The 13953-nt window shown below is 50.8% G+C and carries 8 protein-coding genes and 1 pseudogene; 4 read left to right on the top strand and 5 right to left on the bottom strand.

Translation table 11 applies throughout. The annotated features are described in order from the left end of the window. Window positions 1-39: 39 nt before the first annotated feature. Window positions 40-435, bottom strand: coding sequence for a CU044_2847 family protein (locus BRW63_RS04305; protein ID WP_073069691.1), 396 nt, complete (start codon window positions 433-435; stop codon window positions 40-42). Between the two features lie 191 nt (window positions 436-626). Here BRW63_RS04305 and BRW63_RS04300 point away from each other — a divergent pair, with 191 nt between their 5' ends. Together BRW63_RS04300 and BRW63_RS04295 are read left to right on the top strand one after the other, a co-directional pair. Further along, on the top strand, window positions 627-3623 hold the full coding sequence (locus tag BRW63_RS04300; protein WP_073069690.1) for an nSTAND1 domain-containing NTPase: 2997 nt from the start codon (window positions 627-629) through the stop codon (window positions 3621-3623). After that, on the top strand, window positions 3620-4909 hold the full coding sequence (locus BRW63_RS04295) for a hypothetical protein (protein ID WP_073069689.1): 1290 nt from the start codon (window positions 3620-3622) through the stop codon (window positions 4907-4909). Before BRW63_RS04300 ends, BRW63_RS04295 begins: the two co-directional genes overlap by 4 nt. A 456-nt stretch (window positions 4910-5365) precedes the next feature. Here BRW63_RS04295 and BRW63_RS04290 read toward each other — a convergent pair whose 3' ends face one another. Further along, on the bottom strand, window positions 5366-6250 hold the full coding sequence (locus BRW63_RS04290) for a lysophospholipid acyltransferase family protein (RefSeq protein WP_073069688.1): 885 nt from the start codon (window positions 6248-6250) through the stop codon (window positions 5366-5368). A 508-nt stretch (window positions 6251-6758) separates the two neighbouring features. On the opposite strand from BRW63_RS04290, the gene sat reads away from it, so the two are divergent. After that, entirely contained in the window at window positions 6759-7949 is a 1191-nt protein-coding gene (sat, locus tag BRW63_RS04285; RefSeq protein WP_073069687.1) for a sulfate adenylyltransferase, read from the top strand. Window positions 7950-8223: 274 nt separating this feature from the next. Here sat and BRW63_RS04280 read toward each other — a convergent pair. After that, a pseudogene (locus BRW63_RS04280) lies at window positions 8224-9156 on the bottom strand (IS982 family transposase). A gap of 91 nt (window positions 9157-9247) precedes the next feature. Here BRW63_RS04280 and BRW63_RS04275 point away from each other — a divergent pair. Then, a complete protein-coding gene (locus BRW63_RS04275) occupies window positions 9248-9694 on the top strand; it encodes an acyl-CoA dehydrogenase family protein (protein ID WP_143161998.1) in 447 nt (148 codons plus the stop codon). On the opposite strand, the gene BRW63_RS04270 is transcribed toward BRW63_RS04275, so the two are convergent. Both BRW63_RS04270 and infB read right to left on the bottom strand, forming a co-directional pair. Continuing rightward, a complete protein-coding gene (locus BRW63_RS04270; protein ID WP_073069685.1) occupies window positions 9683-10267 on the bottom strand; it encodes a YdeI/OmpD-associated family protein in 585 nt (194 codons plus the stop codon). The genes BRW63_RS04275 and BRW63_RS04270 overlap by 12 nt on opposite strands. Window positions 10268-10335: 68 nt before the next feature. Next, a complete protein-coding gene (gene infB, locus BRW63_RS04265; RefSeq protein ID WP_073069684.1) occupies window positions 10336-13470 on the bottom strand; it encodes a translation initiation factor IF-2 in 3135 nt (1044 codons plus the stop codon). Window positions 13471-13953 lie beyond the last annotated feature (483 nt).

Raw genomic sequence — 13953 nt, 5'->3', positions numbered from 1 at the left:
AAAATCTAAGACAAGCGGATAATGTAGAGATTGAATTAGCTAAACGGGTCTTTCCCCAGACTTATGTTCAGGAAAGGAACACTCAACTTCAATATTTAAATTGCTCTTAGCAGTGCCTTTTGTGACATAGGGAATTCCCGCTTCGCCACCTAGTTCAATGCCAAATCTCAGCGTGACTTTATCAACGTTAGCCACTGCTAAGTTTCTAAAAGCTCTGAGCGTGTAGGTCGTATAAGCGCGAATGGTTCCTTCGATCGCTTGAAAGTTCTGAATCGCCTGTTTTTGAGTTTCAACAACCGAGGGGAAACCCCGTGTGACAGGAACTTCTTCCTCTTCTGCTGAACCCGGTCGAACAATCGTCGCGATCGCATCTTCGGTCGTTTCGATATAAATTACGGTGTCGTCGTCGAGTCTAATGGGGGTTAGTTTAGTCATTTATTTTGTAAGGCTTAAAATTTGTGGGTCTCCCGATTTACGCCTATGCTGACTGAGAAAGTTAAGTTTCGTCAAGCCATTCCTGATGGAGGAATCGAGAGCGTGTTTGCTGATGGTAATAGTACCTGAAAGGGTGAGCGTAAGCATCAAAAATACTGCTTACAATGCAAATATAAACTGTTCCTACGTTCATGGTTGTCATGGGTCGGGATGCGCTTGTTGTTGGAATTAATCTCTATGATTGCGAACAACTTAGCAATCTGAAAGCTCCGGCTGAAGATGCAGAAGCGATCGCACAATGCTTGACGCAATCCGGTGGGTTTCGAGTCCGGCGACTTCCCGAAGTCATCCGTCCAGAAACACAGGCGACACGAGTTGGACGCAAAACCAAAGTCACCCTGACTCAACTCGAAGAGGCACTCGTTCAACTCTTTAAGCCGACCGGAAACCACATTCCTGAAACGGCTCTGTTCTACTTCTCAGGGCATGGGTTACGCAAAGACCGGGGCATTCAAGAAGGCTTTCTGGCAACGAGTGATGTGAGTCCCAACGCGAATCAGTGGGGGTTACGCCTGAAGTGGCTGCGCGAACTACTGCAAGAAAGTCCGATTCGGCAACAAATTATTTGGTTAGACTGCTGCTACAGTGGCGAACTGCTCAACTTTAAAGAAAACCTGGAAGAGGCAGACCCCGGTAGTTTAGAACAGCACGATCGCTGTTTTATTGCTGCCTCGCGAGAGTATGAAGTCGCCTACGAAGAAACGGCTGGCAGTCATGGCGTTTTGACGGGTGCATTGCTGCAAGCGCTCGATCCTCAGCACCGTTCAGATGGTTTGGTCACAAACTTTACGCTGACTGAGCAAGTCAATCAAGCTCTCAAATCTGCCAGTCAGCGTCCTTTGTTTGCCAACTTCGGCAACAAAATTATTTTGACCGGGCAGGTGAGTGACCGCGTTTCAGAAGCAACCGGGGATGAATGTCCCTATCGGGGGTTGGCTTATTTCGATCGTACTGATCAAGATGCCCGGTTCTTTTATGGACGCACTGCACTCACGGATGTGCTGCTGGAAAGAGTGCGCGATCGCTCGTTTGTGGCAGTGGTGGGCGCGTCTGGCAGTGGTAAATCTTCGGTGGTTCGAGCCGGGTTATTGCATCAACTAAAACTCGGTCAGCGAATTTCTGGTAGCCACTTATGGACGGTTTATGTAATCAGACCCGGTGACAAACCTCGCCAAAGTTTGGCAGAGGCATTTCTAGAACCGGGATTGTCTGCGATCGATCGGGCAGATCAACTACACAAAGCACAGGCTTTGATCGACTCAGGAGCCGTCGGTTTTGCTCAACTGATTGCTGCCTGTGAAAGCGATCGCGTAGTGTTGGTGATTGATCAGTTTGAAGAATGCTTTACCCTCTGCCGAGATGAGACGGAGCGACAGCAGTTTTTTGAGGGACTGCTGGGAGCCATTCAGCAGCTTGGGAAGAAGCTTTGTCTAGTGATCACGCTTCGCGCAGATTTCTTTAGCAAATGTCTGCAATATCCACAACTCGCGCAACACATCGAGAACAACCTGGTGGCAGTCAAGCCGATGAATCGCGAAGAACTCGCCCAGGCGATCGTGGAACCTGCGAAGCAAGTCAATTTAGACATTGAGGCAGAGCTTGTAACCCAGATGATTCTGGATGTCGAGAGTTCTCCAGGAAGCTTACCGCTGCTGCAATACACCTTGACTGAATTGTGGAAGCGACGATCGGTCAACTGGCTCACATTGGCAGCCTACAATCGAATGGGTGGCGTTCGCGGCACACTACAACAACGGGCAGACGAAGTTTACGCTTCACTATCCCCCCAGGAACAAGAAACGGCTCGACGCATCTTTCTAGAACTGACGCAGCTAGGAGAAGGCACCGAAGACACGCGCAGACAGGTCTTGAAACGAGATTTAATCACGTCAAAGCAGTCAGAATTGTTGATCGATCGCGTGATTCAGCGACTGTCTACAGAACGGCTAGTGGTGACTTCGGAACTGGTAGAACGCAGTGCAGGCAATCGCGTGCAGGTGATTGATGTTGCCCACGAAGCACTGATTCGCTATTGGTCGCGCTTGCGTCAGTGGATTGAAGAAAATCGGCTTGCCCTCAAACAAAAACGCACCATCGAAGATGCGGCTGAAGACTGGGTGCAACAAGGCAAGCCTGTAGAACTGGCCTATTTGTTGCAGGGATCAAAGCTGGCTGAGGCAGAAAACTTTCTTCAGGTTTATGCAGACACCATGCCGCTGTCTAGCTTGGCGCAGGAGTTTATTCAACTCAGTCAGGCAGAGCGCGATCGCCTGCATCGACAAGAACAAGTTCGCAAGCGGTGGAAAACCGCAGCCAGAATTGCCTTTCCCACGCTGATTGCAATTAGCGCCGCAGTCTTTGGCTGGCAACAACAACGGGCAAAAGAAGCCACGGCGGCAGTCTTTCTAGCAGGAAACGTTCCAGAATCTATTTCGCAGTTAAGCACTGCTCTGCCCACGTTTCGCGAGGAGGCACGGGCGCTGAAAGCCAAAGCCGAATCTGGAAAGGAAGCGGATATCTCGCTGGCGCTGGCTTACTACCGCAGACTCCGAGAAACCGCGATTAAACTGTTGAATCTGCAAAAACAAACAGATTCTAAAACGCTATCGGAACTTCAATTAAAACAACTTTTAAACACTCAAGCGATCGCTGCGGAATCAGACAAATCTTTAGCAGAATTAATTGAGAAATATCGTTTTCCCGCTCTAAAGCAACAGCTAAACACCCAAAATTTTGGCGAACGGCTGCCCAATACGCAATTCACAGACTTTGAAAACCAATATACAGGAGCCTTACGAACGACCTACCAAATTCTCATGGGGAGGTTTGGAGCGGGTGCTGACTTAAATCAAGATGGCAGACTCACCTCGATCGATGAACGAGAGCAACTGCCGTGTGACACCCTCTTAGAACTAGATCGGCTTTGGCGAGAGGCAACCCGCAAAGCAAAAGGCAAAGCCTGCGGCTGGTATGGTGCAAACTTTGCTGTATTCGAGAATCTCGATTGCGCTACCATTCCCAAATTTGAGAAAAGAACGCTTGCCTTCTGGATTTTTGATACAGATTACGACTCTGCGATCGAGCGCATTAAAACTTGTCGGCAACCATCACAAGCGAGGAATTTATGAATCAACCTAAGCATTCGCGTCAGCATTGGCTTTTAGTCTCTTCGCTGATTCCGTTTACGATCAGCATATCTATTCCAGTTTCTGTTTTGTTGACTGCGATCGCCAGCCATGCCGCAGTTCCCAAAGCTTTCTTTGTCACCCGTACAAGTGGTAATAGCATCTTATTAGAAAGAGGACGCACCTCAGAATCGGCGGCGGCATGGCGCACTCAACTGCGAGACTATCATGAGAATCTCTTTGTTCCGAAAGGGACAACCTCTAATGCTACGCTGACCGGCATCTCGGCTCCGAGCGGCGTTGCTGTCACGTCCAAACACCTGATCGGGCCTACCGCCTATGTGCGATCGCAGAGTCTCGACAGCCGCTATCGTTTCCCCTGTACTCTGAAAGGCGGCGAGGGGCTGTTAGGCTGGCGACCCAGCCAAAACCGAGACGATCGCGGCTGTGTGCCTCAGGGAGTTCGCATTCGGGCAGGGCAAGGCGGAGGGACAGCATTCTTACCTCTTCAGGCTCCCATCATTGCCACAAAGCAGGTTCTCAAAGCTCAACGATTGCCAGATCTTCTGCTGGGGCTAGTGCGGGTGCAGTATTGCAGCGCGATCGGCGATAACGGGACAGGCTGGGGCGTTCGTTCTACTGACAGTATGGGATTGTTAGGATCGGGCGACCCGTGTGAAAAAGCGCTGAAAGATTGTCTGCAAACCAGTTCAGGCGACGATTGCTCAGTGGTGAGTACCTGGGAGTGGAAGGCTTCAGACCGGGACTTAATGGCATCGCTAGACTGTGATGACAATCGTAAGTTCAACGCGAGAGGAAATGGCTGGGTGATTGCTTCGACACTGCTGCTCAAGCTCAAAGAGACTGCGAACGCGATCGGCGCAAAATCCTGTACGTTTGATGTTTACGCGCCCGGTGAGGTGATTGTGGCTCCGGCGACAGATCAACTCACGCTGATTCAGTTTCGGCGATCAGGGAGCCAATTAGTGATTGATGCTATTCGCGGCGATGTGATTGTGAAATCAGCCGAAGATCCTGACGGGAGAACGGTTTCTCAAGGATTCAGCTATGCGGGCGGAAGTTATGATGGCGATCGCTACTTCCCCAATCGCCAACCGCTCCAGCGCTTCTCTGCTAGAGAACTCTCTGACTCTGCGATCGTACAATCTTTTCTAGAAACTTCTCCAACGGTTTCTGACGCGGATGTTCCTGAAGACGTAATCAATGAAATTGCCGCTCAAAATAAAGAGTTTCAAGAAGCTCTGCGGCAGTCTCTCAACTCTGACTAAAATTGGGAATAGCATTTACAGGGATTCAAAACTAAGGGGATGCAGAATTCTGCACCCCCCTGTTAGTGCAAGCAGATTCGCGCCCAGAAACCTTCGCCTAGAGCGCTTCCACAATGTCCCATTTTTTAAAGAGGCGTACAGCTAAATTAACCTGAGTTCGGGATAAGTTACTGCTCCGTTTCAGTTCCCTTCGCCCCCTAAATCCCCCAAACTTGGGGGACTTTGAAGCAGAAAGATCGACCGCGTTCAAGAAATTGTGCCCATTCCAAGTCCCCCATCATGGGGGATTTAGGGGGCGAGACGCTCGGCATTGGACGATCAAACTATCGCAGGCTGCACAGGAGACCAGGTTCAATCGCTAGGCAGGCAATGATTAACCCGAACTGACGTTAAAGTAGGGATGAGAGGATGTAGATACCACCAGAGGCAGCGTCTGCTCTGTCAGCATTTAAGGCATCAACTTTCGTGAGCACCGCCACCAGGATCGAGACCGTCTAGACCCTGCACGAGTCGATCGAGTTCCTGCTGCATCTGGCTAGAGACTCGCTCATAGCAGGCATCGACATAGGCGCGATCGTTCGCCGCCGCCCGACCAGATCGCTCGAATATGATCGGCGTACAAATCCGCGTGTGGATCTGCACTGGGAACGGAACATTGGGCAACGGGCCCACCGCCAACCCCCACGGCAATCCTAGGTAGATGGGAAAGACGATCGGGTCAATCCCTAACAGCCAAGGCATTCCCCATTGATGCAGTTGTTGTAACTGCGGGTAGAGATTCGCCAGAATGATCAGCGTCTCGTGAGCGCCGAGCGAAATCGCAGGAAAAATGGGCACTCCTTCGCGCAGTGCCAGTTTAATAAACCCTTTCCGTCCTGCAAAGTGAATGCGATGACGATCGTGGTGCGGTCGCCACAAATCTTCAGCACCGCCTGGATAGACGAGGACTGCTGCATCCCGTTGCAGGGCAGCCGTTGCCATGTGAGGATGCGCTCGGATCGCGCCTAACTGCACCGTCAGCTTGGCATACCCAGGAACCATCCAGACGTTGGGGTGCATCAGCCCATACACTAATCGCTCTGCACCAAAGCGCTGAAACCAGTCCACCATAAACATCAAGGTGTCGGGGGCGATCATGCCGCCATTGTGAGACCCGACAATTAACATCTTTCCCGATGGGGGTAAATGCTGCCAGCCATCGCTCGTCACCCGAAAATAGTGGCGATAGAGCCAGTCTCCTAACGGCAGGAGCGCTTGAATCACCCGGGGGTCTCGTCCCTCTAGTGACCAGCCATCAAACCGATTTTCCTTCACCTTTGTGCCCTTCCAGTCCCTAGTCATCAAAGCCTTCAGAGAGTTAGCTACTCACTATAAAACGAAAGGGTCAGCACAGATTCTCTAACCCTCTGCTGTTCTAAGTGACGCAGTTCGCCAGATTCTAAAAACTAAATGACATGATTGCCTTCCTCAAATTAGAGTTTTCCAGCTAAGTAGCTAGGTGAAATTAAATAGAAGACCCTCATCCCCATTCCTTCTCCTTGGGGAGGAGAGATGGGGGCAGAAGACGCTCACCAGTTTTACAGGTTATTTAATTCACGATCCTAAGGGTATTTTGACGATTAGAAGAACGTGCAGGCTCAAGATTAGAATTCCTGCATAAATACTCCGCCCTAACCCTACCCAATTCTGGGGGGCTGAAGCCCTAAAGAACGAAGCGAAAGAACTCATTGAAGTGACGCTAAGTCTGTCTACTTATATCGTTCTCGATCCTAATCCTGCTACCCTCAATAAAGGCTCCTTTTCACGTAGACAAAGGAGAGGTTTTTCTACATCCGAAACCCTTCAACTTATGAGTCATCCAGACAGCATTGCTCCTCACGGTGGGCAACTGATTAATCGCATTGCCAACCCTGCTCAACAAGAAGAGTTTCTCTCAAAAGCAGACCACTTGCCCAGAGTGCAGCTTGACGAACGCGCGGCTTCTGATCTGGCGATGATCGCCATTGGTGGTTTTAGCCCGCTAACAGGCTTTCTCGAAAAAGCAGATTACGATCGGGTGGTCAATGAGATGCACTTAGTCAATGGGTTGCCCTGGTCGATTCCGATCACGCTACCCGTCACCGAAGCAGTTGCCAAGCCGCTTAAAGAAGGCAGTCTCGTGCGTCTAGATGATGGTCGAGGTCGCTTTATCGGAGTGCTCGAACTCACTCAAAAATATCGTTACGACAAAGTTCACGAGGCGCTTTACGTCTACCGCACCAATGAGGAAAAGCATCCGGGGGTGTCGGTGGTTTACAAACAGGGAGCGATTAATCTCGCGGGTTCGGTGTGGATGCTTCAGCGAGATGTTCACCCGCAGTTTCCGACCTATCAGATTGACCCGATCGAGTCGCGCACGCTTTTTAGAGAAAAAGGATGGAAGACGATCGTCGCGTTCCAGACTCGCAACCCGATTCACCGCGCTCACGAATACATTCAAAAATGTGCGCTCGAAACGGTGGATGGGCTATTTCTGCATCCGCTCGTCGGAGTCACCAAAGACGATGACATTTCGGCTGATATTCGCATGCGCTGCTACGAAATCATGCTCGAACACTACTTCCCCAAAGATCGCGTCATTCTCGCCATCAACCCAGCCGCAATGCGCTATGCCGGGCCGCGTGAAGCTATCTTTCATGCCCTGATCCGCAAAAACTACGGCTGCACTCACTTCATCGTCGGGCGCGATCATGCTGGAGTTGGCGACTATTACGGCACTTATGATGCTCAACATATTTTTGATGAGTTTGACCCCGATGCGTTAGGCATCAAGCCAATGAAGTTTGAACACGCCTTCTACTGCAAGCGCACTGAGAGTATGGCAACCACCAAAACCAGTCCTAGCTTGCCTGAAGAGCGTGTTCATCTCTCAGGCACCAAAGTTCGGGAGATGTTGCGTCGCGGTGAGCTACCGCCGCCAGAGTTTTCTCGCCCCGAAGTCGCTGCCGAACTCGCCAAAGCGATGAAGATTCCAGCACCCGTTTGGGGAGACGGAATTTAAACAGATCAGGGATGGGTAGGGGTATTTTGGAAAGGCTGGAGAAAAATAAGGTTTGGTAGCGATCGTCATAACACTTGCTTTTTTAGCGCTGCTTCTTTCCCCGCTGGAACGTTCCCTCTTTTACATTCTTTCCTGAATAGCACTACCCCCAAAAGCATTAGTTCGTGTATGCTTCTTATCCAGAGTCAACCTTGGGAAGACAAATGGGTAAGGTAATCGCTTTTGGGTGGTATGGCGGAAAATTTAATCATCTAAATCACGTGAGTTCGATGGCCTAAAAGATGGCAGGCGGCAGAGGAGGCAACCCTTTGGGTTTGAGATCTAAGGATGGCAACTTGGGCTGATAAGTGGAAGCGATCAGTCCTGCTGCTAAGTTGACTAGAAAATTTCAGCAACTGCGATGCCGGGAATGCTCGATCTGACCAACGTTCTTCAGTGGAGCGTTGACCGATTCCATCAGCGCCCGCTGGCGAAGCAAGATCTTATCCATCAATTTGACCAAGCGCTGCTTCATAGTCTTTTTGGATTGGGTGACTAGTTGGAAACCGCGAACCCTGCGGGTAGCGAAGCTTGCGTAGAGTTCTTCAAACAATTTTTGGCTAATGTAGCCGCGATCTCCCAAGAGTTGTGCAATTAAGTCTTGGGTCATCTCAGGCACAGGTTGGCGGTGTTCGGTATGGGCGTGAGTGAGTTTGAACGCCAAGCGTTCTCCTTGATCGTTGATGATCAGATGCAGTTTGAAGCCAAACTTCCACCCAGTTGAGCTTTTGCCCCAACCGACAAGGTTTTGAAAGACGTTGTGAGCATGAGCGCGTGCTGGATGACACACTTCAAGGGGCGTGGAGTCGATAAAGGCAATGCCTGTCATCTCTCCTTTGCGGGTATTGGCGAAGCAGCACAGTAGCATCAAGCCCCAAGGCATCAATTCAACAAAGCGGTTATAACTGACCAAGTTGGGAAAGGCTTTCTGCCAGTGGGGCAGCACCGTCAACCTATAAAAGTCTTTGAACGTTCTCAGCCCCGCTCCATGAAACGCGATGACGATCGTCATCACTTCCCTCAAGCACATGCGGGATCGATAGTGCCGGGTGCCGGGTACGGCAGGGAGTTGAGCCTGACTTGACCCAGCTTGCTCAAACTGCTCACAGAAGTCGTCCACCTCCCCGAAGATGGGAGTCAAATCCAAGTGCGATACGATGGTGTCCAGGCTGAGACTCAAAAGGTTTACATGACTTTCAAAGGTAGTCTCAGCTTTCCTTTTGCGCTTCTATCTTCCGTCCAACTCACGTGATTCTGATGTGGCATTTGTTCGATCGGCACAAGCCATTCACAACAGCGATCGTCTTAACGTTCTCAACCATAGTTTCTTTGCGATCGGATGTGCTCAAGCAGGGTTAGACATTCTCAAAACAACCGCTCAAACAAAATCTTATTTGACGATCGCGCCCGCTTTAGAATCGCTGACTCAAGAATTGAGCGACTGTCGCAGCAAAATTTACGTGGCTCAACAGCAAAGAGAATCTTTTGAGGAAAAATTGCGTTTGAGGGGTTGGGCGGTCAATATTGCCAACCGATGCGCTCAGGCTGCTGTGACCGTTTCCAGTGGTGCCGCCAATTCTAAATATCACCCTGCCCAACGAGTTTATCGTGAGGCACTAGTTTTCACCGTTTCGGGACAAACCACCGCAGTGATGATGGCAACCCTCGATCGATTAACCAGAAAAGAAGACTTCTCACCGTCCTAATGGATTTTCGTTTTGCGCGACTGAAGCGATCGTTTTCTCAATTCTCTTCAACCGAGTTTCTAATCGTTTGGCACTTCCAACCCAGTAGAGAATGATCTTCTTGGATGAGTTACTAACTGCCTCAAAATGTCGGTTAGCCCTTTCGTTCGCTGCTAGTGCCTGCTGTAAGTCTGCGGGAATGGTCAAAGCTTCGATCGCATCCAATGACTCCCAGGAGCCATTCTGTTTCGCAGCTTCTATTTTTTTCAGCCCCGCCTCAGTCATCAAACCTTGCTCAATCAGTTCTTTGATGGACTGCTTGTTTAATTTTGACCACACGCTCTTAGGTTTTCGGGGCGTGAATATCTGCTGATAGCGTTCCTCATCCAACGATTTGACTTTGCTGTCGATCCAGCCAAAGCATAAAGCTTCTTTGACCGCTTCATTATACCGAACGCTAGGCCTAGCGCTTTTCACTTTGTAGTAAATAAGGTAAATGCCGAGAGCAGTGTCATGATTTTTCTCTAGCCAGCCTCGCCATGTGTTGCGATCGACCGCGTAAATGGTTTCCAACTGATGCTCAAATTTCTGCATGACTCGATCGCAGATGAGATTTTCAAAAGAAAAGGCAGGAGGAGTTTTAACCTTCTGCCTTTTGCTTTCTATTTAGCGAGCGTCCGACGCTTCGAGATCATGCGGTAAGCCTCGATAATATCGCCAATTTGCCAGGCGCTGAAGTTATCTAAGCCAATACCGCACTCATAGCCAGCATTGACTTCCCGTGCGTCTTCTTTCATCCGCTTCAGAGAGTCAAGGTTGCCCTCGTGAACCAGGTTGTTACCCCGACGGATGCGAATCTTACAGTTACGGACGATCTTGCCAGATAGCACATAGCAACCCGCAACCGCACCGCGTCCTACTGGGAAGACCGCCCGAACCTCAACCTGACCGAGGGGTTCTTCGATCATTTCGGGATCTAACAGACCCTCCATCGCGCCCTGCACATCATCCAACAGTTTGTAGATAATGTTGTAGTCGCGCACATCGACCCCGGCTCGATCGGCAGCTTGTCGCGCCCCTGGAGCCAACGTCGTGTTAAAGCCAATGACCACAGCGTCACTCGCCGCCGCTAAGTCAACGTCTGTTTCAGAGATTTCACCCGGAGCCGCAAACAGCACTCGTACCTGCACCTCCTTTTGAGGCAGTTGACGCAAGGAACCAAGAATGGCTTCGAGCGAACCCTGAACGTCTGCTTTTAGAACCAGATTTAACTCTTTGAGGTCGCCTTCTTGCGCTTTAGCAGAGAGCGTATTCAGGCTGACTCGACGAGAAGACACAGCAGCCAGCAGTCGAGATTGACGCTGATCGTCGGCTCTTGCATCAGAAACGGCACGAGCTTCGCGCTCATCCTGGAAGACTTCAAATTCATCTCCAGCAGAAGGAACATCACTCAAGCCTAAGACTTCTACCGCAAACGAAGGCGATGCGACTTGAACGCGCTTACCGCGATCGTCCACCATTGCTCGCACCTTACCCAGCGACGATCCCGCGACTAAGATGTCGCCAACATGCAGCGTTCCGTTCTGAATCAGCAGCGTCGCAACCGGGCCCTTAGCCTTGTCGAGATGGGCTTCAATCACCGTCCCTCTAGCGGAGCGATCGGGGTTTGCAGACAGATCTTCAACTTCTGCTACTAAGAGAATCATCTCTAGAAGGGTATCCAGGTTGTCTCCATTGATGGCGCTGACGGGCACCATAATCGTGTCGCCGCCCCACTCTTCAGGAACCAGAGCATACTCGGTGAGTTCTTGCTTGACGCGATCGGGCTGTGCCCCTTCTTTGTCTACTTTGTTAATTGCCACGACGATCGGCACACCTGCTGCCTTCGCATGGCTGATTGCCTCAATGGTCTGCGGCTGTACGCCATCATCGGCTGCCACAACCAGAATGGCAATGTCAGTCACCCGTGCGCCTCGTGCCCGCATCGCGGTAAAGGCTTCGTGACCCGGCGTGTCTAAGAAGACCACCTGCTGTTCTTGCCCGTTGTGCTCTACGTCAACGTGGTAAGCCCCAATATGCTGGGTGATCCCACCCGCTTCTCCCTGAGCGACTTTTGTCTTGCGAATCGAGTCGAGTAGAGTGGTCTTACCGTGGTCAACGTGACCCATAATGGTGACCACTGGAGGACGACGAATCAGGTACTCCAAATCCTCAGCGCCGACCATTTCAGTCACTTTACGGGCGGCTTCCTGTTTCTCACCCGCTTCGACCTCAACGTTATATTCTTCGGCAACCATGGTTGCAGTGCCGATATCCAGAGTTTGGGTGATGGTCGCTGCGATTCCCTTCATGAACAGCTTGGTGATCAAATCAGTCGCAGGAACGGCTAACCTTTGAGCCAGATCTTGCACCGTTAAACCACCTGTCAGCGTAATGGTTTCTGGACGCTCGACCTTAACTTCTTGATCGCGACGATCGCGACGATCGCGAGTGCCGCCAGACTTTTTACGCTGCGGAGCGGCGGGCGTTGGAGCCGCAGCCACCCTGATTTGACCCGGCAAACCTTTGGGCTTGGCAGGACGCGCTAAGGAAATGCTCATTTGAGCAGCATCCACAATTCCGCCACCTGACAGGTTGTCGAGATCGTCGTCGTCATCTTCGTCGATCTTGGGCTGAACACGTCGCTTGCCTTTCGCTGCGAGCTTCGCCTTGTCAGAGGGAAACTCCTGTACTTCCTCTTCCTCGTCATCCCATCCTTTAGCTCGTTTGGGCTTCGGCGGGGTCGGTTTGTTGAGTTGCAGATCGAGCGGGCCAGGAGCAACGGGCGCGTCAGCCGTAGGTCTGGTTGGGCGGTTAACACGCAGAACTAGACCTGCGGTTGCAGCACCATCGCCCTGAACAGCAAAGTCTTGAGGTGATTGAACAGGCTTAGGACGACGCAATTCGACGATCGTCTGTGGGCGAGGAGTGGAGCGATCTTCACCAGGTCTGCCACCTGGAACAGGACGACGAACCCCTTCACCCGGAGAGCCGCCTTGAGGTCTACTACCTTCTCGCTGAGGCGCTGCCCCAAGTTCTCGACGAGGCGCTTCTGTTGCGCTAGGTGCTGGCTGGGCGGCTTTGTCGCGCTTTAGAACGGGCTTAGTAGCCGTTGAAGGGCGAGAAGAGGTTGCCGCAGGTCTTGCCGGAGGCTGAGACAAGGGCTTTTCTTCTACAAGCTCAATAGCGATCGAAACGCTAGGCTTCTGAGTTGCCGCTGGAGGTTCGGGCTGAGGCGCTTCCACAGGAGCAGGCGAAATGTCTGCCGCCGGGTCAGCAAAAGACTCAGTGGGTGCGATCGGCGCATCAGAGGTTTCTGGCTTTAATTCTTCTGATTCTAGGTGTGTTGGACGATTTGATTCAGCAGGGTTCGCGGGAGCTTGATGAGTCTGGGTCGCGGTCGGCTGAGGTGTAGGAGGAGCTTTGAGTTCGGGCTGTGGCTCAGACGCAGAGCGCGTGATCGGTCTGCGAATTTCTAAAATTTGCTGTTTCTTCTGAATATTCAAGGGCGTTTTCTTTCTAATCTCAGCAGGTTGTGAATTAGCCGATTGACGAGTTGGATTCGACTTTGTAGAAGGTGGGTGACTAGCCGTGTATTTTGCCGCCGCAGCCCGAATCCTTTCGGCTTCGTCTTCTGTAATGGTGCTGCTGTGGCTCTTGACTGAAATATTAAGTTGTTCGCAGATCGCTAAGAGATCTCTGTTGTCTAGATTCAATTCTCGTGATAGCTCGTAAATTCTGACTTTGGCGTTGTTCATCCACTCTTCCTCATTCGATCCAGGTTGTCACATAGTTGCCTTCTGTTTTGACTAAAACTACATTCGATCTGGGTTGACTCTGTTATGCTCTGGCGGGCTTTCAAAGATCTGACGGTGGTCAAAACTCTGAAATCTTGAGAGCATTTTTGGTTAAACAGTCTATACAGACTGATTGATCCACAATGTAAACAGCTTTTACGTTTTTTTCGCAAAAGCTTATTGAAATTTTCAGTAGGCTAGTCTTTCTGAAAAGCTACTTCAGAGATCGCCCACCCTATGCTCTATTGTTGCACTGACTCACACCTGTCTGCACTACAGTCCGATCGAACTCCAGAACTTGGATGCCTAAACGCTGGATCTAGGCATCGCAATTCTAAGATGGAATTTTGGAAGTGGAGCAGATCGTTTAAGGGCAAGCTTTAGTACCTCAACGTGAGTCAACTAGGTTTTTAGGAAAGATTTACTTGACTTGAGACTTAATCT

Origin of the sequence: Phormidesmis priestleyi ULC007 (assembly GCF_001895925.1) — a bacterium.
Taxonomy (GTDB): domain Bacteria; phylum Cyanobacteriota; class Cyanobacteriia; order Leptolyngbyales; family Leptolyngbyaceae; genus Phormidesmis_A; species Phormidesmis_A priestleyi_A.
This window is presented reverse-complemented; position numbering and strand designations above follow the sequence as displayed.

Bases quoted from the DNA above. Each gene is read 5' to 3' on its own strand.
- BRW63_RS04305 (WP_073069691.1), bottom strand. From the start codon at position 435: ATGACTAAACTAACCCCCATTAGACTCGACGACGACACCGTAATTTAT.
- BRW63_RS04300 (WP_073069690.1), top strand. From the start codon at position 627: ATGGTTGTCATGGGTCGGGATGCGCTTGTTGTTGGAATTAATCTCTAT.
- BRW63_RS04295 (WP_073069689.1), top strand. From the start codon at position 3,620: ATGAATCAACCTAAGCATTCGCGTCAGCATTGGCTTTTAGTCTCTTCG.
- BRW63_RS04290 (WP_073069688.1), bottom strand. From the start codon at position 6,250: ATGACTAGGGACTGGAAGGGCACAAAGGTGAAGGAAAATCGGTTTGAT.
- sat (WP_073069687.1), top strand. From the start codon at position 6,759: ATGAGTCATCCAGACAGCATTGCTCCTCACGGTGGGCAACTGATTAAT.
- BRW63_RS04270 (WP_073069685.1), bottom strand. From the start codon at position 10,267: ATGCAGAAATTTGAGCATCAGTTGGAAACCATTTACGCGGTCGATCGC.
- infB (WP_073069684.1), bottom strand. From the start codon at position 13,470: ATGAACAACGCCAAAGTCAGAATTTACGAGCTATCACGAGAATTGAAT.